The organism is Pseudonocardia oceanicola, assembly GCF_047200735.1.
In the GTDB taxonomy this organism is placed as follows: Bacteria; Actinomycetota; Actinomycetes; order Mycobacteriales; family Pseudonocardiaceae; genus Pseudonocardia.
In genome coordinates, this window is sequence record NZ_JBJZON010000026.1 from 16241 (window position 1) to 39802 (window position 23562).

At 74.2% G+C, this 23562-nt stretch carries 21 protein-coding genes and 1 pseudogene; 14 read left to right on the plus strand and 8 right to left on the minus strand.

The window, feature by feature from the left end; all coding sequences use genetic code 11:
* Window positions 1-51: 51 nt before the first annotated feature.
* From ACL02T_RS28050 to ACL02T_RS28060, 3 genes are all read left to right on the plus strand, one after another.
* Window positions 52-723, plus strand: coding sequence for a PIG-L deacetylase family protein (locus tag ACL02T_RS28050; protein ID WP_412833791.1), 672 nt, complete (start codon window positions 52-54; stop codon window positions 721-723).
* 61 nt (window positions 724-784) lie between these two features.
* Window positions 785-1816 carry an NAD-dependent epimerase/dehydratase family protein gene (locus ACL02T_RS28055; RefSeq protein WP_412833792.1) on the plus strand — a complete coding sequence of 344 codons (1032 nt, stop codon included), beginning with the start codon at window positions 785-787 and terminating at the stop codon, window positions 1814-1816.
* A gap of 45 nt (window positions 1817-1861) precedes the next feature.
* Window positions 1862-2131 carry a DUF2277 domain-containing protein gene (locus tag ACL02T_RS28060; protein WP_412833793.1) on the plus strand — a complete coding sequence of 90 codons (270 nt, stop codon included), beginning with the start codon at window positions 1862-1864 and terminating at the stop codon, window positions 2129-2131.
* Window positions 2132-2147: 16 nt separating this feature from the next.
* Here ACL02T_RS28060 and ACL02T_RS28065 read toward each other — a convergent pair whose 3' ends face one another.
* A complete protein-coding gene (locus tag ACL02T_RS28065) occupies window positions 2148-3341 on the minus strand; it encodes an ABC transporter permease (RefSeq protein ID WP_412833794.1) in 1194 nt (397 codons plus the stop codon).
* The gene (locus ACL02T_RS28070; protein WP_412833795.1) at window positions 3338-4225 is read right to left on the minus strand and encodes an ABC transporter ATP-binding protein; all 888 of its coding nucleotides are present in this window, start codon (window positions 4223-4225) and stop codon (window positions 3338-3340) included. Before ACL02T_RS28070 ends, ACL02T_RS28065 begins: the two co-directional genes overlap by 4 nt.
* A gap of 111 nt (window positions 4226-4336) precedes the next feature.
* Between ACL02T_RS28070 and ACL02T_RS28075 the strand changes: the two genes are divergently transcribed.
* On the plus strand, window positions 4337-7693 hold the full coding sequence (locus tag ACL02T_RS28075; RefSeq protein WP_412833796.1) for a S41 family peptidase: 3357 nt from the start codon (window positions 4337-4339) through the stop codon (window positions 7691-7693).
* Between the two features lie 18 nt (window positions 7694-7711).
* Here the strand turns inward: ACL02T_RS28075 and ACL02T_RS28080 are convergent, their stop codons facing one another.
* Complete coding sequence (locus ACL02T_RS28080; RefSeq protein ID WP_412833872.1) at window positions 7712-7885, minus strand: hypothetical protein; 174 nt, start codon at window positions 7883-7885, stop codon at window positions 7712-7714.
* Between the two features lie 192 nt (window positions 7886-8077).
* Window positions 8078-8533 (minus strand): annotated as a pseudogene (locus ACL02T_RS28085) (hypothetical protein); the annotation flags it as partial.
* Between the two features lie 20 nt (window positions 8534-8553).
* Here ACL02T_RS28085 and mfd point away from each other — a divergent pair.
* The 7 genes from mfd to ACL02T_RS28120 all read left to right on the plus strand — a co-directional run bounded on the left by mfd (window position 8554) and on the right by ACL02T_RS28120 (window position 16734).
* A complete protein-coding gene (mfd, locus tag ACL02T_RS28090) occupies window positions 8554-12195 on the plus strand; it encodes a transcription-repair coupling factor (protein ID WP_412833797.1) in 3642 nt (1213 codons plus the stop codon).
* A gap of 157 nt (window positions 12196-12352) precedes the next feature.
* Window positions 12353-12727 (plus strand): hypothetical protein, encoded by a 375-nt coding sequence (locus ACL02T_RS28095; RefSeq protein ID WP_412833798.1) that lies wholly within the window; start codon window positions 12353-12355, stop codon window positions 12725-12727.
* 155 nt (window positions 12728-12882) lie between these two features.
* Window positions 12883-13038 carry a helix-turn-helix domain-containing protein gene (locus tag ACL02T_RS28100; RefSeq protein WP_412833799.1) on the plus strand — a complete coding sequence of 52 codons (156 nt, stop codon included), beginning with the start codon at window positions 12883-12885 and terminating at the stop codon, window positions 13036-13038.
* A 275-nt stretch (window positions 13039-13313) separates the two neighbouring features.
* Window positions 13314-13919 carry an RDD family protein gene (locus tag ACL02T_RS28105; protein ID WP_412833800.1) on the plus strand — a complete coding sequence of 202 codons (606 nt, stop codon included), beginning with the start codon at window positions 13314-13316 and terminating at the stop codon, window positions 13917-13919.
* A 50-nt stretch (window positions 13920-13969) separates the two neighbouring features.
* Entirely contained in the window at window positions 13970-14881 is a 912-nt protein-coding gene (locus ACL02T_RS28110) for a SurA N-terminal domain-containing protein (protein ID WP_412833801.1), read from the plus strand.
* 33 nt (window positions 14882-14914) lie between these two features.
* The gene (locus ACL02T_RS28115; protein ID WP_412833802.1) at window positions 14915-15838 is read left to right on the plus strand and encodes a nucleoside triphosphate pyrophosphohydrolase; all 924 of its coding nucleotides are present in this window, start codon (window positions 14915-14917) and stop codon (window positions 15836-15838) included.
* 206 nt (window positions 15839-16044) lie between these two features.
* Window positions 16045-16734, plus strand: coding sequence for a lysozyme family protein (locus ACL02T_RS28120; protein WP_412833803.1), 690 nt, complete (start codon window positions 16045-16047; stop codon window positions 16732-16734).
* Between the two features lie 218 nt (window positions 16735-16952).
* On the opposite strand, the gene efeB is transcribed toward ACL02T_RS28120, so the two are convergent.
* From efeB to ACL02T_RS28140, 4 genes are all read right to left on the minus strand, one after another.
* Entirely contained in the window at window positions 16953-18179 is a 1227-nt protein-coding gene (gene efeB, locus ACL02T_RS28125; protein WP_412833869.1) for an iron uptake transporter deferrochelatase/peroxidase subunit, read from the minus strand.
* Between the two features lie 92 nt (window positions 18180-18271).
* Entirely contained in the window at window positions 18272-19432 is a 1161-nt protein-coding gene (gene efeO, locus ACL02T_RS28130) for an iron uptake system protein EfeO (protein WP_412833804.1), read from the minus strand.
* A gap of 20 nt (window positions 19433-19452) precedes the next feature.
* Entirely contained in the window at window positions 19453-20277 is an 825-nt protein-coding gene (gene efeU, locus ACL02T_RS28135) for an iron uptake transporter permease EfeU (protein ID WP_412833805.1), read from the minus strand.
* Window positions 20278-20525: 248 nt separating this feature from the next.
* A complete protein-coding gene (locus tag ACL02T_RS28140) occupies window positions 20526-20936 on the minus strand; it encodes a tetratricopeptide repeat protein (RefSeq protein WP_412833806.1) in 411 nt (136 codons plus the stop codon).
* Window positions 20937-21138: 202 nt separating this feature from the next.
* On the opposite strand from ACL02T_RS28140, the gene eno reads away from it, so the two are divergent.
* From eno to ACL02T_RS28155, 3 genes are read left to right on the plus strand one after another with little or no spacing between them, the layout of a single operon-like run.
* The gene (gene eno / locus ACL02T_RS28145) at window positions 21139-22428 is read left to right on the plus strand and encodes a phosphopyruvate hydratase (RefSeq protein WP_412833807.1); all 1290 of its coding nucleotides are present in this window, start codon (window positions 21139-21141) and stop codon (window positions 22426-22428) included.
* A gap of 5 nt (window positions 22429-22433) precedes the next feature.
* A complete protein-coding gene (locus ACL02T_RS28150) occupies window positions 22434-22958 on the plus strand; it encodes an FtsB family cell division protein (RefSeq protein ID WP_412833808.1) in 525 nt (174 codons plus the stop codon).
* On the plus strand, window positions 22958-23473 hold the full coding sequence (locus ACL02T_RS28155) for a DUF501 domain-containing protein (protein WP_412833809.1): 516 nt from the start codon (window positions 22958-22960) through the stop codon (window positions 23471-23473). The genes ACL02T_RS28150 and ACL02T_RS28155 overlap by 1 nt, the downstream gene beginning before the upstream one ends.
* Window positions 23474-23562 lie beyond the last annotated feature (89 nt).

The window sequence follows — 23562 nt, forward strand, 5'->3', positions numbered from 1 at the left end:
CGCGGCGCCGATCCGGTGCCGTCCCGTCCGCGAGGAGCGCTGAGCCCGACGATGCTGAGCCTGCTGCCCGAGCGACTGGACCGGATGGTCCTGCTCGGAGCCCACTGCGACGACATCGCGATCGGGGCCGGTGGGGCATTGCTCGAGCTCTGCCGTGCCCACCCGGGTGTCTCCGTCACCGCCATGGTCCTGACGGGTGGCGGGTCGCTGCGCGAGGAGGAGGAACGGGAGGCGCTCGCGGCGTTCTGTCCCGGCGCCAAGCTCGAGATCATCGTGCACGACCTGCCCGACGGCCGCGTCCCGGTGCGCTGGGAGCGGGCGAAGCAGGCGGTCGAGGAGGTCCGGAGGATGGGGGAGCCGGACCTGATCCTGGGCCCCGCGCCGCACGACGCGCACCAGGACCACCGGACCCTCGCCACGATCATCCCGACGGTGTTCCGCGACCATCTCGCCCTCGGCTACGAGATCCTGAAGTGGGAGAGCGACCTCGCGCAGCCGTCGGTCTACCTGCCGCTCGCCGAGCCCGTCCTCCGCGAGAAGATCACCAAGCTGTTGGAGCACTACGGCAGCCAGCGGGACCGGACCTGGTTCGACGCCGAGACCTTCGCCGGCCTCGCCCGGGTCCGGGGCGTGCAGTGCCATGCGCGGTACGCCGAGGCCTTCCACGCCCAGAAGCTGGTGCTGGGCGTCGCGCCGCTGACGGGGATCGATCCGGTCGACTAATGCTCCGCGCTCCGGGGGCGAGTCATCCCGTGCACCGTGGGACGGCGACGAGGAGACACCAGTGCGCGTACTGCTGACCGGCCACCAGGGCTACCTGGGCACCGTGGCGGCCCCGATCCTGGCGGCCGCCGGACACGACGTCCGGGGCCTGGACAGTGGGCTGTTCGCCGACTGCGTGCTCGGCTCGCTCGACACCCCGGACGTGCCGGGCCTCGCCGTCGATCTCCGCGAGGTGACGGCGGACCAGCTGACCGGCTTCGACGCCGTGGTGCACCTGGCGGCGCTCTCGAACGACCCGCTCGGCTCGCTGGCCCCGAAGATCACCTACGACATCAACCACCACGCGTCCAGCCGGCTCGCCCGGCTCGCGAAGGACGCCGGGGTCCGGCGCTTCGTCTACGCCTCCACCTGCTCGGTCTACGGCGCCCAGTCGGCCGACGACCTGGTCGACGAGGACGCGCCGCTCAAGCCGGTCACGCCCTACGCCGAGTCGAAGGTGCGGGTGGAGGACGACCTCGCCGATCTCGCGGACGCCGACTTCGTCCCCGTCTCGATGCGCAACGCCACCGCCTTCGGCTTCTCGCCGCGGTTGCGGGCCGACATCGTGCTCAACAACCTCACCGGGCACGCCGTCCTCTCGGGCGTGGTCAAGGTGCTCTCGGACGGCACCCCGTGGCGTCCGCTCGCCCATGCCGAGGACATCGCCGGCGCCGTCGTCGCGGCCCTGGCCGCGCCCGCCGACGTCGTCCGGGGGCGCGCGTACAACGTGGGGACCGAGCAGAACAACCGGACGGTCGCCGAGATCGCCCAGGCCGTCGTGGAGGCGGTCCCGGGTGCGGAGCTGGCGATCACCGGCGAGGCCGGCAACGATCCGCGCTCCTACCGCGTCGACTTCGCGCGGGCGCGCAAGGAGCTGGGCTTCGAGGCGGGATGGACGATCCCCGCCGGCGCCCGGCAGCTGGTGTCCGAGTACCGGGCGCGGGGGTTGACGCAGGAGGCGTTCGACCACCGCTTCACCCGGCTCGCGGTCTTGCGGTCCCGCCAGGCCGCGGGGACGCTCGACGCGGGCATGTACGTGGTCGGCTCGCCCTGAGCTGCTACAACGGCAGGAGTCGTCGTCGGATCCGGGAGAGCGCGCATGTGCCGCAACATCCGCACCTTGCACAACTTCGAGCCGCCCGCCACCACCGCGGAGGTGGAGGCGGCGGCGCTGCAGTACGTCCGCAAGATCAGCGGCGCGGCGAGGCCCTCGCAGGCCAACCGGGAGGCGTTCGACCGGGCGGTGGCGGAGATCGCGCACGTCACCCGGCACCTGCTCGACGAGCTCGTCACCACCGCGCCGCCGAAGGACCGGGCGGTGGAGGCGGCCAAGGCGCGGGCCCGCGCCCAGGAGCGCTACGCCCGTTGACCTGCGCGGACGCCGGTCAGCCCCGGAACGCCTCCGCCCAGCCGACCCGGGCGCCGGTGCGCAGGACCGAGTTGCGGTAGATCCGGGCCGCGACGGCCACCACCCCGACGATCGCGGCGACGGTGAGCCCGATCGCGACCAGCACCTCCCACCCGCTCGCGACGCCGAGTGCCTGCCGGGCGGGCATCAGCGTCGGCGCGAAGAAGGGGACGAACGACAGCACCGTCGCCAGGGTGTTCCGCGGGTCCCCCGGCAGCACCGAGACCGCGAAGACGAACGGCATCAGCAGCGGGAACATGATCGGCGCGACGAGCGACTGCAGCTCCTCCTGGCGCGACACCATAGATCCCGCCGCCGCGTAGACCGAGGCGTAGAGGAAGAAGCCCAGCAAGTACCACACCACCGCCGCGACGAGCGCCGGCGCCGCCGCCGTCGGGGCGCTGAGCAGCCCGGTCACGCTGCCCACCACGACCCCGATCGCACCCAGGATCAGCAGCTGCAGCAGCCCGACCGCGCCCAGCCCCAGCACCTTCCCGGCGAGCAGGTGGACCGGCTTGATCGTGGACAGCAGCAGCTCCACGACCCGGCTCGACTTCTCCTCCACCACGCCCTGGGCGACGGCCGACCCGTACCCGATCAGCGACATGAACAGCAGCACCGACGTGACGATCGCGAGCGCCAGCCGCTGCCCGCGCTCGGGGTCCGCGGGTTCGAGCGTCGTCACCGCGACCCGGCCCTGCGCCGCGACCGCGGCCGGGTCCTGACCCGCGGCCCGCAGCGCCTCGTCCAGGGTCGCCTGCCGGACCACCGTCGACACCAGGTTCTGCAGCTCGGTCCCGACGGTGTCGCGGCCGGTCAACGTCCACCCGGGGGCCCGGTCGAGCACGGCGTCGAGGTCTCCGGTCCGGACCTGGGCCTCGCCCTCCGCACCGCTCACCTCGGTGATCGTGAGGCTCCGGCCCGCGACCGTCGCGGCCTGGCGGAGGGACGGGACGAGGGGCTGCGCGGCCGGGGTCACGCCCAGGGAGTCCGACGACGTCTGGCTGCCCACGAACTGGAAGATCAGCGCGTAGATCCCGAAGATCACCAGCGAGATCACGATCCCGACGGCGAAGCTCCTGGACCGCACCTGCGTGCTGAACTCCCGGCGGGCCACCAGCCCCACGGCCTGCTGCGGGGACAGCCCGCCCCGTTCCGGCGACCGGCTCACGCCGCACCTCCCGACACCACGTCGCGGTAGAGCTCGGTCAGCGGCGGGCGGTAGGGCGCGAACTCGTGCACCGGTCCCGCCGCGAGGGCCGCGGCGAGCAGCTCCTGGTCCGAGACGCCGTCGAGCTGCACCCGGGTCCGCCGGCCCTCCCGCGCGACGACGGCGACCCCCGGGAGCCCGGACGCCCAGTCCCCCTCCGGCCCGACGACGTCGATCCGCTCCACCCCGCCCGACCGCAGCTCGGGCACGGTGCCGACCGCCACCATCCGGCCGGCCGCGATGATCCCGACCCGGTCGCAGAGCCGCTCCACGAGATCGAGCTGGTGGGAGGAGAACACGACCGGGACCCCCTCGTCGGCCTTGTCCCGCAGCACCTGGCTCATCACCTCGACCGCCGTGGGATCGAGCCCGGAGAAGGGCTCGTCGAGGACCAGGACCTCAGGGTCGTGCACCAGCGCCGCGCAGAGCTGCACGCGCTGCTGGTTGCCCAGCGAGAGCTTCTGGACCTCGTCGCCCACCCGCTCGGCGACGCCGAGCCGCTCGGTCCACCGCTGTACCGCCGAGGCCGCGTCCGCGGCGGGGACGGCGTGCAGCCGGGCCAGGTAGGCGAGCTGCTCGCCGACCCGCATCTTCGGGTAGAGCCCGCGCTCCTCGGGCATGTACCCGACCCGGCGGCGGGCCTCCGCGTCGATCGGGGCCCCCTTCCAGCGCACCTCACCGGCGTCGGCGGTGAGCACGCCGAGCACGATGCGCATGGTCGTCGTCTTGCCCGCGCCGTTGCTCCCGACGAACCCGAAGACCTCGCCGGGCCGCACGTCGAAGGTGACGTCCGCCAGAGCCGTCCGCCGGCCGAACCGCTTCTCGAGTCCCCCGATCTCCAACACGCGGCCGGACCCTAGCGGACCGCGCGATCACCGCGGCGCGCGCGAGCGGCGGTATCCGGCGGCCGCCCGCCGTGGCCCGGTCCTGTCGGACCCGGCGGTTACGGTGGCGCGGTGTCCCGCAGTTACCTCCGATTCCCCCATCTCGCCGGCGACGAGGTCGTGTTCGTCGCCGAGGACGACGTCTGGACCGCCCCGCTCGGCGGGGGCCGTGCCACCCGCCTGACCGCCGACGACGTCCCGGCCGCACGGCCGCGGTTCTCGCCGGACGGCACGCTGGTCGCCTGGACGTCCCGGAAGGACGGGGCTCCGGAGGTCCGGGTCGCCGACGCCGACGGTGGCGCCGCCCGCAGGATCACGTTCTGGGGCGACCTGCGGACCCGGCTGGCGGGCTGGTCGGGCGGCGGGGAGGTCCTCGCGGTCTCGGCGGTCGGCGAGCACACGGGGGCGAACACGTGGGCGTACGCGGTCCCCGCCGAGGGCGGGCGGCCGCGGCGACTGGACTACGGGCCGGTGTCGGCGGTCGCGCAGGGTGACCCGGGGGTGCTCGTCGGCCGGACGATGGCCCGCGACATGGCGTGGTGGAAGCGCTACCGCGGCGGCACCGCGGGGACGATCTGGTGGGACCCGGAGGGCGACGGCGGGTTCCGCCGCATCCTGGCGGAGCTCTCGGGCCAGCTCGACGCGCCGATGCTGGTCGGCGACCGCATCGCGTTCCTCTCCGACCACGAGGGGTGGGGCAACCTCTACTCGGTCGACCGCGGGACGCTCGCCGACCTGCGCCGGCACACCGACCACGGCGCCGAGGGGGCTCCCGCGTTCTACGCCCGGCACGCGAGCACGGACGGCAGCCGGGTGATCTACGAGTCCGCGGGCGAGCTGTACCTGCTCGAGTCCCTCGAGCCCGCCGACGCCGCCGGGCCGCGGCGCCTGCCCATCCGCCTCGGCGGGCCCCGGACCGACCGCGAGCCGCACCGCGTCACCACCGCCCGCTGGGTGAGCGGGGCGTACCCGGACCGCACGGGGCGGGCCAGCGTCGTCGGGGTCCGGGGCACGGTGCACCGCCTCACCCACCGGGACGGGCCGGCACGCACGCTGCTCGCCGAGCCGGGGGTCCGGGCGCGGCTGGCCCGGCCCCTCGGCGACGACCGCGCGATCTGGATCGACGACGCCACCGGCGAGGACGCCGTCGCGATCTCCCCCCTGGACCCGCACGCGGCCGGCGCTCCCGAGCCGGTCCGGTACGGGTCCGGCGAGCTCGGCCGGGTGCTGGAGCTGGCGCCCTCCCCGGACGGCGCGCTGGCGGCGCTGGCCACGCACGACGGGCGGCTCCTCCTGCTCGACACCGCCACCGGCGCGCTGCGCGAACCCGCCCGCGGTGCGGCGGGCGAGATCGCGGGGCTCGCCTTCTCGCCGGACAGCCGGTGGCTGGCCTACGAGGACCCGGTGGAGCCCGAGCTCAGCCGGATCATGTTGGTGCAGCTCGCGCACGACGGTCAGCCGGACACGCTCGTCGCGGTCACCGAGCCGCGGTTCGTCGACACCGACCCCGTCTTCACCGGCGACGGCAAGTACCTGGCCTTCCTGTCCCGGCGCAGCTTCGACCCGATCTACGACGAGCACTCCTTCGACCTCACCTTCCCGGCGTCGTGGCGCCCGTTCCTGGTGCCGCTGGCGGCCCGCACGCCCTCGCCCTTCGGCGCGGGCCCGGACGGACGCCCGGTGTCGGCGGTGGACGAGGAGCCGGACGATCTCCCCGCGCCCGGGAGCACCGAGGAGGCGGAGGCCGGGAAGGTCGCGGAGAAGGCGGCCGAGCTGGTGGCCGGCGTGCCGGACGAGGCGAACGGCACCAAGGACGGCCCGCCGCAGACGGTGGTCGACGTCGAGGGGCTGACGGCCCGCGTCGTGCCGATCCCGGTCCCGGAGGGCCGCTACCGCGCGCTCGGCGCCGCCACGGACTGCCTGCTCTGGCTGTGGGTCCCGGTCACCGGCGTGCTCGGCGAGGGCCGGCACGGCGGCGACGACCCGCGCCCGGTCCTCGAGCGCTACGACCTGAAGCGGCGCAAGGCCGACACCATCGCCGACCCGGCGGACGGCTATGCGGTCAGCGGCGACGGCAACCGGCTCGTCGTCCGGGACGGCCGCACGCTGCGGGTGCTGCGTCCGGACAGATCCGGGTCGTCGGCGCCGTCGGAGGGGGACGCGGACGAGTTCGAGATCGACGTCCACCGCATCTCGGTGACGGTCGACCCGGCGGCCGAGTGGCGCCAGATGTTCGACGAGGCGGGCCGGCTGATGCGGGACCACTTCTGGGTCGAGGACATGGCGGGGGTCGACTGGGCGGCCGAGCTGGCGCGGTACCGGCCGCTGGTCGAGGCCGTCGGCAGCGCGGACGACCTGGTCGACCTGCTCTACGAGGTGCAGGGCGAGCTGGGCTCGTCGCACGCCTACGTCGTGGGCCGCGGCGCGGGCGGGGACTGGACGGGTCGCCCCGGCCTGCTCGGTGCCGACCTCGAGCCGGACGGGACGGGCGGCTGGCGGATCGCCCGGGTGCTCCCGCCGGAGACCTCGGCGCCGAGCGCGCGCAGCCCGTTGTCGGACCCCGGCGTCGACGTCCGGCCCGGCGACGTGCTGCTCGAGGTCGGCGGCCGGCCCGTCGACCCCGAGCTCGGACCGGCCCCGCTGCTCGTCGGCACGGCCGGCACCCTCACCGAGCTCACGATCAGGACCACCTCCGGCGAGCTGCGCCGGGTGGTCGTCACCCCGCTGAGCAGCGAGCTCGACCTGCGCTACCACGACTGGGTCGCCGGCCGCCGGGCGTTCGTGGCCGACCGGTCCGAGGGCCGTCTCGGCTACCTGCACGTGCCGGACATGGTCGCGTCGGGCTGGGCGCAGCTGCACCGCGACTTCGCCCGCGAGGCCCGGCGGGACGGGCTGGTGCTCGACGTCCGCGGCAACTCGGGCGGGCACACCTCGCAGTTGGTGATCGAGAAGCTGGCACGCAAGGTGATCGGGTGGGACGTCGTGCGGCACCGCGCGCCCGCCACCTATCCCGAGGGTGCCCCGCGCGGGCCGATCGTGGCGGTCGTCGACGAGCACGCCGGCTCGGACGGCGACATCGTGACGGCCGCGTTCAAGCGGATGGGCCTGGGCCCGGTCGTCGGCGTCCGGACCTGGGGCGGCGTGATCGGCATCGACAGCCGGTACGCGCTGGTCGACGGCACCCGGGTGACCCAGCCGCGCTACTCGTTCTGGTTCGACGACCTGCACTGGTCGGTGGAGAACCACGGCGTGGACCCGGACGTGGAGGTCGTGGTGGCGCCCCAGGACTGGGTGGCGGGTCGGGACCCGCAGCTGGAGACGGCGGTGCGGATCGCCCTGGAGGCCCTGGAAGCCGACCCGCCGGTCACCCCGCCGGACCCGCTCACCCGCCCCAGCCGCGCCAGGCCCGCTCTACCACCCCGCCCCTGACCTCCGGCGCACGGTGGGTCAGGCGATCGCGGGTTCCGGGCTGGCCCGGTCCGGGGTGGGCCGAGTCGGGGTGAGCACGAACAGCACCAGACGCACCGCGATCCCGCTCACCATCGCCGCCCGGACCTCCACCGGACGCCGGTACTTCAGACGGTAGAAGTCGGGCAGGGAGAGCAGCCCCATCGCGTTCATCCGCTCGTCGAGGTCGGTCTCCGTAGACGTGCGAGACGGCCTTCGTGATCTGGTCGACACACTTCTCGATGGTGCCGGGAATGGTGAACACGTCTCCGAGGTCGGCGATCGTGATCGACTCCCGCAGGTCCACGCCCAGCTCGAACGAGTACGGGCCAGCGCGGAGATCTTGCGGATCCCCTGCGGCCCGAAACGGGTGCCGGATCGGTAGGTCGTGCCGCCGTCGAGCGGGACGCCCAGAACGGCGACGTCGTACCCCCGCAGCGGCGCGACGTCCTCCCGGTAGGGGGCCTCCAGGAAGGTGTTGATGCCCGCGAAGTGCGGAAGCTCTCCGCGGGAGAAGGTGGGATGGTGCGGTCCACGACGGAGCCCGCGCCCGGCAGGCCGAGCTCCAGCCCGCGGGCGATCTCCTGCTCGCGCCTCACCGTCGGTGAGTCGCCGATCAGTGCACGCCGCGGCTGTTGCCTGCGTGTCACCTGCCCGTGAAACCCGCGGGTCGCGCTGCGACGATTCTCGGGGCCCGACCCGGCGGCGCTCGGGCTCGGGCGGGCCCTGCTCCCGACTCGCGGGACGGGAACCGGGCGGGCGTATCGTCGGACCCGCCATCCCCCGTACGGGCACCCGACCCGGGCAGGGGTCTGTCCGCATGCGCTCTCGCGAGGAGTCCCGTGGTCGCACCACTGTCCGGTCTGCTCACCGCCGCCGTTGCCGACTCCGGGCTGCGTGCCGCGCTCGACGCCGCCTGCGCGCTCGACCCGCGCACGGCCGACACCCCCGCCGTCCGCGTGGAGGGGCCGGCCGCGCTGCGGCCGTTCCTGGCCACCGGGCTGGCCGAGGAGGGCACGGTCCTGGCCGTCACCGCCACCGACCGCGAGGCCGAGGAGCTGGCCGCGGCCGCCGCGGAGCTGATCGACCCGTCCTCGGTGGCGGTGCTGCCGAGCTGGGAGACCCTGCCGCACGAGCGGCTCTCGCCCCGTCCCGACACCGTCGGCCGCCGGCTCACGCTGTTCCGCGCGCTGGGCTCCGAGGCCCCGCCCCGGCTCGTCGCCACGGCAGCGCGCAGCCTGATCCAGCCGATCGCGCCCGGGCTGGGCACGCTCGACCCGATCACGCTGCGGGTCGGCACCGAGTACGAGTTCGAGCAGGTGCTGGAGCGGCTGGTCGAACTGGCCTACACCCGGGTCGAGATGGTCACCGCCCGCGGCGAGTTCGCCGTGCGCGGCGGCATCCTCGACCTCTTCGTGCCGACCGCCGACCACCCCGTCCGCATCGAGTTCTGGGGCGACGAGGTCTCGGAGCTGCGCGCCTTCTCGGTCGCCGACCAGCGGTCGATGGAGGAGCCGCAGGTCACCGAGGTCGTCGCCCCGGCCTGCCGCGAGCTGCTGCTCACCGGGCCGGTCCGGGAGCGGGCCGCCGCCCTGGCCCGTGAGCACGAGAACTTCGGGCGGGTGGGCGACAACCCGCTGCGCGAGCTGCTCGAGCACCTCGCCCAGGGCATCCCGTCCGAGGGCATGGAGTCGCTGATCCCGGCCCTGGTCGGCGGAGGGGGAGCTCGCGGGACCGACCAGCTGAGCGGGGAGCTGCAGCTGCTCACCGACCTGCTGCCGGCCGGCTCGCGGGTACTGATCGCCGACCCGGAGCGCGTCCGCACCCGCAGCCGCGACCTCGTCCGGACCGGGCAGGAGTTCCTGGAGGCCAGCTGGCTCGCGGCCGGCACCGGCGGCACGGCCCCGATCGACGTCGGCGCCTCCGCCTACCGGGACCTCACCGAGGTCCTCGAGCACGCCACTGCCACCGGCCGGCCCGTCGTGACCCTGTCCCCGCTGCTCTCCGGGGCCGACGACGCCGTGGTCGCGGGCATGCACGAGATCGAGTCCTACCGGGGCGACACCGACCGGGCCCTGGTCGACCTGCGCGGGCACACGGCGGCCGGCGGCGCGGCCGTGCTCGTCGTGGCCGGGCAGGGCACCGCGCAGCGCTCCCTGGAGCAGCTCGGCGAGGCCGAGGTGCCCGCGACGCTGCTCGAGGAGCTGACCGACGCCCCGGAGAAGGGCCTGGTCACGGTCACCTGCGGGCGGATCGCCGACGGGTTCACCGCGCCGGAGATCGGCCTGGTGCTGCTCTCCGAGGCGGACCTGACCGGCACCCGCGCCGGGCTGGACACGACGACGCGGAAGATGCCCGCCCGTCGTCGCAACGCCGTGGACCTCGCCGCGCTGCAGCCGGGCGACTTCGTGGTGCACAACCAGCACGGCATCGGCAGGTTCGTCGAGATGCGCGAGCGCACCGTGCAGGGCGCCACCCGCGAGTACCTGGTCCTGGAGTACGCCTCCAGCAAGCGCGGCCAGCCCGCGGACCGGCTCTTCGTGCCCACGGACGCGCTCGACGAGATCAGCCGGTACGTCGGCGGCGAGCAGCCCTCGCTGAACAAGCTCGGCGGCGCGGACTGGGCCAAGACCAAGGGCCGCGCGCGCAAGGCGGTCCGGGACATCGCGGCCGGCCTGGTCCAGCTCTACGCGGCGCGGCAGTCGTCGCCCGGGCACGCGTTCGGGGCGGACACGCCGTGGCAGCGCGAGCTGGAGGACGCCTTCCCGTACACCGAGACACCCGATCAGCTCGCCGCGATCGACGAGGTCAAGCGGGACATGGAGCGCCCGGTGCCGATGGACCGGGTGATCTCCGGGGACGTCGGGTTCGGCAAGACCGAGATCGCCGTCCGGGCGGCTTTCAAGGCGGTGCAGGACGGCAAGCAGGTCGCCGTGCTGGTGCCCACCACGCTGCTGGCCACCCAGCACCTGCAGACCTTCGCCGACCGGATGCGCGCCTTCCCCGTCACCGTGAAGGGGCTGTCCCGGTTCACCGACCCGGGCGAGGCCAAGGAGACGATCGAGGGGCTGGCCGCCGGGACCGTCGACGTCGTCGTCGGGACGCACCGGCTGTTGCAGACCGGGATCCGGTGGAAGGACCTCGGGCTCGTGATCGTCGACGAGGAGCAGCGCTTCGGCGTGGAGCACAAGGAGCACATCACCGCCCTGCGCACCCACGTCGACGTGCTCACCCTGTCCGCCACCCCGATCCCGCGGACGCTGGAGATGAGCCTCGCCGGGATTCGCGAGATGTCCACGATCACCACCCCGCCGGAGGACCGGCACCCCACGCTCACCTACGTCGGCGCCTACGACGACAAGCAGGCCGCCGCCGCGATCCGGCGCGAGCTGCTGCGCGACGGCCAGGTGTTCTACGTGCACAACCGGGTGTCGAGCATCGACAAGGCCGCGCGGCGGGTGCAGGAGCTGGTGCCCGAGGCGCGGGTCGGCGTCGCGCACGGGCAGATGAACGAGGACGTGCTGGAGCGCACGGTCAGCGCATTCTGGCACCGCGAGTTCGACGTTCTGGTGTGCACGACGATCGTCGAGAACGGCCTGGACATCTCCAACGCCAACACCTTGATCGTCGAGCGGTCGGACACGCTGGGCCTCTCCCAGCTGCACCAGCTGCGCGGGCGCGTCGGCCGCGGTCGCGAGCGCGGGTACGCGTACTTCCTGTTCCCGCCGGAGCACCCGCTCACCGAGACCGCGCACGACCGGCTCGCGACGATCGCGCAGCACTCGGAGCTGGGCTCGGGCGCGGCGGTCGCGATGAAGGACCTGGAGATCCGCGGCGCGGGCAACATCCTCGGCGCGGAGCAGTCCGGCCACATCGCGGGCGTCGGCTTCGACCTCTACATCCGCCTGGTCGGCGAGGCCGTCGCGGCCTTCCGCCAGCAGGCGGGCGGCGACGGCGGCGGCGAGGAGCCGGAGCCGCTGGCCGAGGTGCGGGTGGACCTGCCGGTCGACGCGCACGTGCCGCACGACTACGTCGACGGCGAGCGGCTGCGGCTGGAGGCCTACCGCAAGATCGCCGAGGCGGCGGACGAGGCGGCCCTGGAGGCGATCGTCGACGAGCTGCGGGACCGGTACGGCGAACCGCCCACCCCGGTGCTGAACCTGCTCGCGGTCGCGCGGTTCCGCCAGCTCTGCCGCACGCTCGGCATCGGCGAGGTCGCCGTGGCGGGCACGCAGATCCGGATCGGTCCGGTCGAGCTGCCCGAGTCGAGGCAGATGCGGTTCAAGCGGCTGCACCCCAAGGGGCTGTACAAGGCGGCGGCGCGGCTCGTCACCGTGCCGAAGCCGGCCGCGGGCAACCGGATCGGCGGGGCGCCGCTGCGCGACACCGAGCTGCTCGACTGGCTGACGGCGCTGGTCAAGGAGCTCGCGGCGCCGGTGGCGGTGGGCGCCTCAGCAGGAGCTGGACAGTCGTCCAGTCCCTGAACAGCAGGATGTAACGGCGTGGTCGCGCCCTGCGACCAGCCTCCCGACGACGGCGCGTCCCCCGGCCGCGGCCATCCGCTCCGTGGCCGTGGCTGCCCGAGCAGGTGGCGCGGGACGTCGCCGCACTGGACGTTCTCCAGGGCCGTCCGACCCGGGCGTGCAGCAGGCGGCGGCCCGGCTGCGGCGGATGATCGCCGAGGACGGCGACGCCGGCGACGCGCTGGCGGCCGAGCTGGCCGCACTGATCGACATCGCCGAGCAGCGCGGCGTGGTGGTGCGGTACTCCGAGCGGGGTCCGCGGAGGGTGCCCCCGCCGGAACCGGCGGGCGCGCTCCTCACCGTGGCGGGCGCCGCGCTCCACGCGGCGCGCTCGTCCGCCCGGGTGACGCTGGCCGGTGTCGGCGGGGCGGTGGTGGTCGGGGTGGTGACGGACGGCGCCGTGCAGGTTCCGGAGGTCGCGGACGTGGGTACCAGCGCCGTCCGGGCAGGGGGTGCGACATGGGTGGAGGCGAAATGGGACCCTCGGTCGTGATCGTCGACGATCTCCGGGGGCGCCGGCCTTCGGCGACCTGACCCGGCTCGTCGACGGCGGACGCCGCGTCGTCGTCTGCTCCCAGCACACGGACGGTGAGACCGCCCTGCGGTGCCTGGAGCTGGGCGCGGCCACCTACCAACTCGACGCAGCTGGTGGCCCAGCGCTTCCACCTGTCGGTGAAGACCGTGGACACCTACATCGGCCGGGTCCGGATCGAGTACGCCGACGCCGGCCGCCCGGCCACCACCAAGGCCGCGCTGGTCGCCCGCGCCCTGCAGGACGGGTTGATCGACCTGACGGAGCCCTGAGGAGCCGGTCCCCCGAGCCGGTGGGTGGGCCCCGCCGGGCTCGTGGCCGTCGCACCGTCCGGGCCGGCCCCACCACCGCGCAGGACCGACGCGGGGCCCGGCACCTGTGGGGCGGTGGACGACAGGCACCGGGCTCCCCGACGGTAGGCCAGGTGCCGACGGACCCGGGTCGGGTGATCGCCCGACATCCGGCCGGAGCCACGCCCCGGCGGTAACACCGTGCGGGCGCCGGTCGAGTGCGCACCGCCGAGCCGCACACCCGACCCGGAGGACCCGTGACCGTCACCCCGCCGCCGTCCCACACGCCGTACCCGGGGCACCCGCACCCGCCGCGGTACGGCGGGCCGTATGCCGCGCTTCAGTACCCCCAGCAGCACTCCCAGCCATACCCCTCGCAGTGCGCGCCCGGCCAGCCGCCGCACTACGCCGTGCCCTCCGGTGCGTACCCGCCCCCGCCCGCCCTTCCGCGGCCCGACTACGCCTCCTGGGGTGCACGCGTGGGCTCGGCGCTCGTCGACGGGCTGATCCCCGGTGTCGTCGCCCTGCTCGGCCTGGTCGGTCCGGCGTTCTCCGGCGACCCCTGGGTGGTTGCCGGCATCAGCGTGGCCTTCTCCCTGGCCGCCTTCGTCGTCGCGCTGTGGAACAGCTGCTACCGGCAGGGGCGGACCGGGCAGAGCCTGGGCAAGCAGCTGATCGGCACCCGGCTCATCCGGGCCCGCGACGGCGGCACGCTCGGCTTCTGGGCGACCCTCGCCCGCCAGCTCGCGCACGTCCTCGACTCGGCGCCGCTGTACCTCGGCTACCTGTGGCTGCTGTGGGACGAGCGGCGGCAGACCTTCGCCGACAAGGTGTGCGAGACGGTGGTCGTCCGGGCGGGGTGAACGGGGAGGGGTGATCTGCCGCACGTCCGGAGCGTGAGAAGGTGGCGGTCGTGCGGAGCATCGGACGCCCGGGCCGGATCGGCCGAGTGATCGTCGGCGTGTGTGCGGTCGCGGCCGTGGCCGCGGGGTGCGGCAGCGGTCCGAGCCAGGTCGGGTCGGCGCTGATCGTCGAGGACCGGTCGGTGGCGCTCGCCGAGGTCCAGAACCGGATCGACACGGCGTTGGCGCACAAGGCCGAGCTGTCCGCGCAGAGCGCCGGCGAGATCGCCGACGAGGACGTCGCACGGTACGTCGTCAGTACGCAGGTCACCCACGAGCTCGTCACCGCCGCGGCCGTGCGCGAGGGGATCACGGTCGGGGAAGACCGGGTCGACGCCGCGCTCGCCGACCCCTCGGCGCTGCAGCTCGACCGCGCCCTGTTCGAGGGCGCCGCCCTGCGCGAGCGGGCCCGGGACCGGCTCCTCGCGATCGCGCTGGCCGAGAAGTACGTCGACGGGCTGGCCGTGACCGCCGACCTCGTCGCCGCGACCTCGCAGGTCGACGCCGAGGAGAAGGCCCGGGCTCTCGCCGCCGGCGGCGAGCGGGCCCGCGAGGTGCTGGCGGACCCGCGCACCGCGCAGGCCGGGCAGACCTACCGCGCGGCCACGGACCCCGACACCGCCACCACCGTGCTGTTCGGCACCCCCGCCGGGCAGACCGTGGCCTTCCAGCCCGCACCGGGCCAGGGCGTCTGGCTCGTGCTGCACGTCACCGATCGGGTCACGGACGCGCCCGCCGAGGGCCCGCCCGCCGCGGCGACCATCGACCAGGACACGCTGGCGGCGATCGGGGAACGGCTGACCCAGCCCGACGCCGGGAACGTGCAGGTCAACCCCCGGTACGGGGTGTGGGACCCGGTGCGGATGCGGGTGGTCGCCGAGGGGCAGCAGGCGGGCACGGTCTACGGCCCGGGCGGGGCCTGAGTCCGGGCGTCGGCGGCGGGGGAGACTGGGTGCGTGGCTCCCACGGTGATCGTCCTGTCCCGGCGGCTCGGCGCCGTCCTGCCGGCCGAAGCCCTGCCCGCGCTGCGCGCCGCCACGGGCGTGTACGCGGACCCCTCCGTACCCGGGGAGATCGCGTCGGCGGCCGGGGCGGAGCCGGTGCCGGGCGCCGGGCCGGCCGGGCTTCCCGCCGACGCCGTGCTGCTGACCTGCCAGCCGACCGACGGTGCCGTCGCGACACCCGAGCCCGAGGGTGCCGCGCTGCTCGACGCGGTGGCCGTCATGGACCGGTTGCGCTCGCCGGGGGGTTGCCCGTGGGACGCCGAGCAGACCCACGAGACGCTGCTGCAGTACCTCGTCGAGGAGTGCTACGAGCTCTACCAGGCGATCGAGGACGGGGACCGCGCCGATATGCGCGAGGAGCTCGGCGACGTCCTCCTCCAGGTGCTGTTCCACGCGCGGGTGGCCCAGGAGGCGGCCGAGGGCGCCTTCGACATCGACGCGGTCGCCGACGGGCTGGTGGCCAAGCTGGTCGGGCGGCATCCGCACGTGTTCGCCGGGTCCGAGCGGGTCGAGACCGTGACCGCGCAGGAGGGGCGGTGGGAGGAGCTCAAGCGCGCCGAGAAGCAGCGCAGCTCCGCCGTCGACGGGGTCCCGCTGGGGCAGCCCGCCGTCGCGCTCGCCGCGAAGCTGGTCTCCCGCACCGCCCGCGCGGGACTGCCCGCGGACCTGCTGCCGCTCGGGAGTGGAGTGGGGGAGGAGCTCTTCCGCCGGGTCGCCGAGGCCAAGCTTTCCGGCGCCGACCCCGAGGCCGAGCTGCGCACGGCCGCCCGCGCCTTCGCCGACCGCGTCCGGGCCGCGGAGCGCTCCGCCGCGGCGGAGGGCGCCGACCCCCACGCTCTCGACCCCGACACCTGGCGCCGCGCCTGGCCCGCGTAGTCCGCCCCGCGAGTCGCGCTGTGGGCTCCCGCGAGTCGCGCTGTGGGCTCCCGCGAGTCGCGCTGTGGGCTTCCGCGAGTCGCGCTGTGGGCTTCCGCGAGTCGCGCTCTGAGCTTCGGCGTCGGGCTGTGTCAGGGTGACCGAGCGGCAGATCCCGTGTGGTCGGGCTCAGACCGCTCTCAGTTCCCGTCCGTAGCGTCGGAGTCGTGCGACCGTTCGTGATCCTCCTCGGGGTGCTCGGTGTCGTGGGGCTGCTTGTGCTCGGCGTCGCGACGTTCGGGCAGTCCGACCGCGGGCACGACCGGCCCGGCGTCGTCGCGCGCGGTACTCCTGTGACGCCCGCGCCGGCCGTGCCCTCGGACGCGGACCCTGTGGCGTGGGCGGGCGAGCGTGCGCGAGCCACGGGTATCCCGGCCCGGGCGCTGCAGGCGTACGCGGCGGCCGAACAGATCCAGCGGGAGCGGACGCCCGACTGTCGGCTGAGGTGGAACACGCTCGCCGGGATCGGGCGGGTCGAGTCGAACCACGGCCGGATCCACGGCTCGCGGCTCGTCGACGGCGTCGCCACGCCCCCGATCGTCGGGATCCGGTTGGACGGATCGAACGGCACCCGCGCGGTCCCGGACACGGACGGCGGGCGGCTGGACGGCGACCGGGTGCAGGACCGTGCCGTGGGACCGATGCAGTTCCTGCCGGAGACCTGGGCCCGCTACGGGGAGGGCGATCCGCAGGACGTCGACGCCGCCGCCCGTGCCGCCGCCGCATACCTCTGTTCCGCGGACCGGGACACCGCGGCCGGCGACGGCTGGTGGGAGGGCGTGCTCGCCTACAACCGGTCCGTCGACTACGCGCAGGACGTGTGGGCAGCCGCGGACCGCTACGCCACGTCGGCCTGATTCTCACGACGCCCTGCAGCTCACAGCGCGACTCGCGGCAGCTCACAGCGCGACTCGCGGCAGCTCACGCGCGACTCGCGGAAGCCCAGGCCGCGACTCGCGGGAGCTCACGGCGCGACTCGCGGGAGCTCACGGCGCGACTCGCGGGAGCTCACAGCGCGACTCGCGGGAGCTCACGGCGCGACTCGCGGGGGCTCAGGACGCGACTCGCGGGGGGACTAGGCGAACAGGCCCTGGCCCCAGTACTGGCCGTCGCGCAGGCCGGGGGGGACGGCGAAGACCGCGGAGCCGTCGTGCTCCAGGTACTCCATCATCCGGTCCTTGTTCGCCAGTGCCCGCTGGATCGGCACGAACTGGGTGTGCGGATCGCGGACGAAGGCGAGGAAGAACAGGCCGGCGTCGAGGTGGCCGGAGCCGTCCGTGCCGTCGACGAAGTTGTAGCCGCGGCGCAGCATCTTGGCGCCGTTCTGCGTCTCGGCCGAGGCCAGCCGGATGTGCGCGTCCATCGGGATCGCCGGCTTCCCGTCCGCGCCCCGGGCCGAGTAGTCGGCGAGGTCGAACTCCCGCCGGCCGCTGAGCGGGTTGCCCTCGCCCTTGCTGCGCCCGACGATCTGTTCCTGCTCGTCGAGCGACGTGCGGTCCCAGATCTCGATGTGCATCCGGATGCGCCGGGCGACCAGGTACGACCCGCCCGTCATCCACTCCGGCCCGTCGCCCGGCTGTACCCAGACGTGGGCGTCGAGCTCCGCCGGCTCCTCGGCCTTGAGGTTGTGGGTGCCGTCCTTGAAGCCGAACAGGTTGCGCGGGGTGTCCTGCGCCGTCGAGGTCGACGACGTGCGACCGAAGCCGAGCTGCGACCACTTCACCGACGTCGTGCCGAAGCCGATCCGGACGAGGTTGCGGATCGCGTGCACGGCGACCTGCGGGTCGTCGGCGCAGGCCTGCAGGCAGATGTCGCCGCCGGACCGGGCCGGGTTCAGGTTGTCCCCGGTGAACGAGGGCAGCGGGGCCAACGCGGCCGGCATCCGGTCCTGCATCCCCAGTTTCTCGAAGAACGACGCGCCGAACCCGATCGTCAGGGTCAGTGACGCGGCCGGTAGCCCCAGGGCCTCGCCGGTGTCGGTCGGCGGGGCGTACTTGTTCAGCCCGACCGCACCGTTGTCGGTGACCTCCTGCCCCGCCGCCATCCGCTCGGCCGCGGCGGTCCACTTCTGCAGCAGGCGCTGCACCTCGGCGCGGTCGGTGCTGGTCAGGTCCAGCGCGACGAAGTGCAGCCGGTCCTGCGCGGGCGTGACGATCCCGGCCTGGTGCGTGTCCCGGAAGGGAACGACGCCCGGCCGGTCCGGCCCGCCGCCGGAGGACCCGGCGGCGTAGCCGACGGCCGCGCCCGCGCCGGCCAGCGCGACGCCGGCCCCCGCGTAGCCGAACAGCCGGCGCCGGGACAGCCCCCCGCCGCCGCTCCCGCCGGCGGGCGGGTCGGTGTGCGGCGGCTCGACGGGCGGGCTCTCCGGGGCCGAGGACGGGGACCGGCTGGCACTCACGACGTGACGACCCCCGCGACCTGGGAGACCGGCTCACCGAGGGCGTCGATCGCGTCGGCCATCTTCTTCGTGTCCTCCGGCGTCAGCTGCGTGTACAGCACGAACCCGCCGTCCGCGGTGCGGTACTGCTCGAGCAGCGCCTCGACGTCGGCGAAGCGCTGGTCCAGCGTCGGCCCCAGGTTCGGGTCCTTCTCGTCGATCACCGGGCGCAGCGCGGCGACGGAGGCCTGGCTGCCCTCGACGTTGGCCTTGAAGTCCCAGAGGTCCGTGTGCGAGTACCGGTCCTCCTCACCGGTGATCTTGCCCGTGGCGACCTCGTCGAGCAGTTCCTTGGCGCCGTTGGCGAGCTGGACGGGGGTGAGCTCGAGAGCCGCGACCCGGTTCTGCAGGTCGAGGATGTCCGCGTCGAGCTGGTCCGCGATCTGCCCGGAGTCGGGCTGCAGCCCGTCGACCCACAGGTCCTTCTCGAGGCGGTGGTAGCCGGTGAACGCGACGCCGGGCTCGCGCTCGTCGTCCTCGCGGCCGTCCATCTTCGGGTCGAGGTCGCCGAAGGACTCCGCGACCGGCTCGATCCGCTCCCAGTAGGTCCGCGAGACGGGGTAGAGCGCCTTGGCCTCGTCGACCTGCCCCGCCTTGACGGCGTCGGTGAACTCCTTGTTCTTGGCGACCAGCGCCTCGATCTGGGAGGTGACGTAGCGGGTGTAGCCGCTGGTGGCCTCGGCCAGCTCGGCGTTCGTGTCCGTGGAGCGCTGCGCGGCGCCGGTGACCGTGAACGGGGCACGGATGCCGTCGCCGACCATGCCGGGCTTGCAGGCGGTGGTGTAGCTGCCGCCGTCGGGCACCTCGACGATCAGGTCCCGGGACAGGCCGGGCCCGATGTTCTCGACCTCGCCCATGATCCGGTCGCCGGTGCCGTAGAGGTAGAACTCGGTGACCGTCGTCCCCGTGTTCTTGACGGTGAAGGAGATGTTGCCGGCGGGCGCCTCGGTGGCCGAGACGTCGCAGGTGGTGTCGCCGGCCGTGACGGCGATCGGCCCGTTCCCGCCCTGGGCGGCGGGGGGCTGGGCCGTGCTGGTGCAGCCGGCGAGCAGCAGGGCGGTGCCGGCCGCGAGCACGGCGGCGCCTGCTCTGCGGTGATCCGGGGTCCTGCGGGGCATGGGCGTTCTCCTCGGTGATGTCACGCGGCGGCGGTGGTGGTGGACCGCGTGCGCTGGGGCAACAGGAACAGCGTCAGGACGACGGCGACGTAGAGACTCCAGACGACGGCCTCGAGCACCGTGGTCCGCGGGGAGAAGTTGAGGACGCCCTTGAGCAGCGTCCCGTACCACGAGTCCGGCGGGATCGCGGCGCTCACGTCGAAGGCGAGGGTGGTGAGGCCGGGCAGGATGCCGGCCTCCTGGAGGTCGTGCACGCCGTAGGCGAGGATGCCGGCGGCGACGAAGACCAGGAAGAACCCGGTGACCGTGAAGAACTTCGCCAGGTCGATGCGCATCGCGCCGCGGTAGATCGCGTACGCGATCAGGACCGCGATCGCGATGCCGACGAGGAAGCCGATCAGCGGCTGCGCCGTCTCGCCGGCGGCCTGTGCCGCGGCGAAGAAGAACACGGCCGTCTCCAGTCCCTCGCGGCCGACGGCGAGCGTGGCCATGACGACGACGGCGGCCGGGCCCATGTCGATCGCCGCCTCGAGCTTGCCCTCGAGGTCGGCCTTCATCGCCCGCGCGTTCGAGCGCATCCAGAAGATCATCCACGTGACGAAGGCGACCGCGACGATGGAGAGCGTCCCGCCGAGCGCCTCGGAGGCCTCGAAGGTCAGGGCCTGCTCGGCCAGGGTGAGCCCGAGGGTGACCCCGACGCTGACCAGGATCGCGAACGCGACCCCGGCCCAGACCTTCGGCAGCTCCCGCCGACGGTCGGTGCGGACGAGGAAGGCCACGAGGATGCTGACGACGAGCGAGGCCTCGAGGCCCTCGCGCAGGCCGATCAGCGCGTTGCCCAGCACCGTTCCGCTCTCCTCTGCTTCGCCGTGCCTCCCCTGAGGTGAGCCTCAGCGGAGCGAGGTGAGGCTAGCTTCTCGAACGGGGGACGCGAAAGGGGCGAACGACCCGCTGAGCAGGAGATACGTCCGTTTTGCGCGAGATGTTCGCTCGCGACGCCCCACCGTGACGGACGCAACGCCGCAGCCCCTCGCGGAGCGCGACGGACGCCGCGCACGGCCCGTCCGCGAGCGGATTCCCCGGCGCGGCGGGACTACCCGGAGATGCGGGCGATGCGCGCGCGCACCTCGCCCAGCGCCTCCTGGTACTCCGGGCGCGGGTCCATCACGGTGGCCATCTGCAGCTGGCCCTTCGCCTCGCCCAGCCGGCCCTGCCGCTGCAGCGCCTTGCCGAGGGCGAACCGCGCGTAGTGGTCGGCCGGGTCGAGCTCGAGCACCCGGCAGAACGCCTCCTCGGCCTTCTCGAGCTGGGCCGAGTCGAGGTAGGCGCGGCCGGCGAGCAGATGGACCGACGCGTCGTTGGGCTGGCTCTCCAGTGCCGGGAGCAGGGCCTGCAGCGCGTCGAGCGGGCGCCGGTCGGCCAGCAGCAGCTCCGCCCGGCGGAATCCCTCGAAGACGCGGTTGCGGGCGCGCGAACCGGGTCCCGGTGCAGGCTGACTCGTCATGGTCATTCCCACGGTAGGCCGCGCGCGGGAGATCCGCGAGGTCTTGACATGCCGCGACCGAACGGCACCGGGGCGTGACGTCGACGGTGCGGGAGCGGTGCTGCGGCGGTTCGCCGTCCTCGGCACCCGGCCCGGTGGTTACCCTGACCCGCGAGTTCCGGCGAGCCGGACAGAACGAGCCGGAGAGAACAGGAGCTATTGGGTGGCTGTCATCGAGCAGGTCGGCGCGCGGGAGATCCTCGACTCGCGGGGCAACCCCACGGTCGAGGTCGAGGTCGCGCTGGACGACGGGACGCTGGAGCGCGCCGCGGTCCCCTCCGGGGCCTCGACGGGCGAGCACGAGGCCGTCGAGCTCCGCGACGGGGACCCGAAGCGGTACGGCGGGAAGGGTGTCGAGAAGGCCGTCTCGGCGGTCCTCGACGAGATCGGCCCGGAGCTGACCGGGATGGACGCGGTGGACCAGCGCCTGGTCGACCAGCGCCTCGTCGACCTCGACGGCACCCCGGACAAGTCGCGCCTGGGCGCGAACGCGCTGCTCGGCGTCTCGCTGGCGGTGGCCAAGGCCGCCGCCGAGTCGTCCGGGCTCGAGCTCTACCGGTACGTCGGCGGACCGAACGCGCACGTGCTGCCCGTGCCGATGATGAACATCCTCAACGGCGGTGCGCACGCGGACACCTCGGTCGACGTGCAGGAGTTCATGGTCGCGCCGATCGGCGCGGAGTCCTTCCGCGAGTCGCTGCGCTGGGGCGCGGAGGTCTACCACGCGCTCAAGTCGGTGCTCAAGGAGAAGGGCCTGTCGACGGGGCTCGGCGACGAGGGCGGCTTCGCGCCGGACGTCGCCGGCGGCACCCGGGGTGCGCTGGAGCTGATCTCGACCGCCATCGGCAAGGCGGGCTTCACCCTGGGCACGGACGTCGTGCTGGCCCTCGACGTGGCCGCGACCGAGTTCTTCGCCGACGGCGTCTACCGCTACGAGGGCAAGGAGCTCTCCGCGTCGGACCTGGCCACGGTGTGGGCCGAGCTCGTCGACGCCTTCCCGCTGGTCTCGATCGAGGACCCGCTGGCCGAGGACGACTGGGACGGCTGGGTCTCGTTGACCGAGTCGCTCGGCGACAGGGTCCAGCTCGTGGGCGACGACCTGTTCGTCACCAACCCGGAGCGGCTCGAGGACGGCATCGACCGCGGCGCGGCGAACGCCCTGCTGGTCAAGGTCAACCAGATCGGCACGCTGTCCGAGACCCTCGACGCGGTCACGCTCGCGCACAACAACGGCTACCGCTGCATGATGAGCCACCGCTCGGGCGAGACCGAGGACGTGACCATCGCCGATCTCGCGGTCGCCACCGGCTGTGGCCAGATCAAGACGGGCGCGCCCGCCCGGTCCGAGCGGGTCGCCAAGTACAACCAGCTGCTCCGCATCGAGGAGAGCCTGGGCGACGCCGCGCGCTTCGCCGGCGAGCTGGCCTTCCCGCGGTTCACGCCGGGGGCCTGAGGCGTATGGCGGGTGAGGCGCGGGTCCGCGAGCGGGCCGCCGCCCGGGCGGACCGCGGCGGCGCCCGGCAGGCACGCCCCGCGCCCGGGGGCCGGCGGGTGCGCGAACCGCGGCTCACCCGCACCCGGACCCGGGCCGGGACGGTGGTCGCCCGCACGAGCGGGCTGCTCGGGCTGTCCTCGACCCGGCGGGCGGCGATCCTCGCGATCGTCGTGTGCGCGCTGGCGCTGACCGTGGCCGTGCCGCTGCGCAACTACGTGGCGCAGCGGCAGGAGCTGGCGGCGGTCCAGGAACAGCAGCGGGCGCTCGCGGCCGACGTCGCCCAGCTGGAGGAGCGGAAGGCGCGGCTGTCGAACCCGGACGAGGTCGCGGCCGAGGCACGGTCGCGGCTCGGGTACGTCCGGCCCGGCGAGGTGCCCTACGTGGTGCAGCTGCCGAACACGCCCTCGCCGGCCGACGTCGAGGCCGCGCGCCAGGCCGCCCCGTGGTACCGGACCCTGTGGAGCGACGTGACGGAGGGCGCCCCCTGATGACCGAGACCCTCTCCGAGGTCGACCTCGAGACCGTCGCGGCGCAGCTCGGGCGTGCCCCGCGGGGCATGCGGCTGGTCGCGGCGCGCTGCCCGTCGGGCCACCCGAACGTGGTGCAGACCGCGCCGCGCCTGCCCGACGGCACCCCGTTCCCCACGCTCTACTACCTCACCTGCCCGCGGCTTGCCTCCCGCATCGGGACGCTCGAGGCCTCCGGGTTGATGAAGGAGATGACCGCGCGGCTCGAGGAGGACCCCGAGCTGGCGGCGCGCTACCGCCGGGCCCACGAGGCCTACCTCGCCGAGCGGGATGCGATCGAGCCGCTGGGCACGGACGTCAGCGCGGGCGGGATGCCCGCCCGCGTGAAGTGCCTGCACGTCCACGTGGCGCACAGCCTCGCCAAGGGCCCGGGCGTCAACCCGTTCGGCGACGAGGTGCTGGAGCTCCTCGGCGACTGGTGGACCGGCACCGACTGCGCCCGACGACGGACGCATGACCGATCCCTGAAGCGCTGACGAGCGCGTCGCTCGCACCACGGATCCGTCCCTGCGTCGGCGAGCCCTCCGGAAACGCAGTACGGATCCACGCCAGGTCAGGGTCGGGG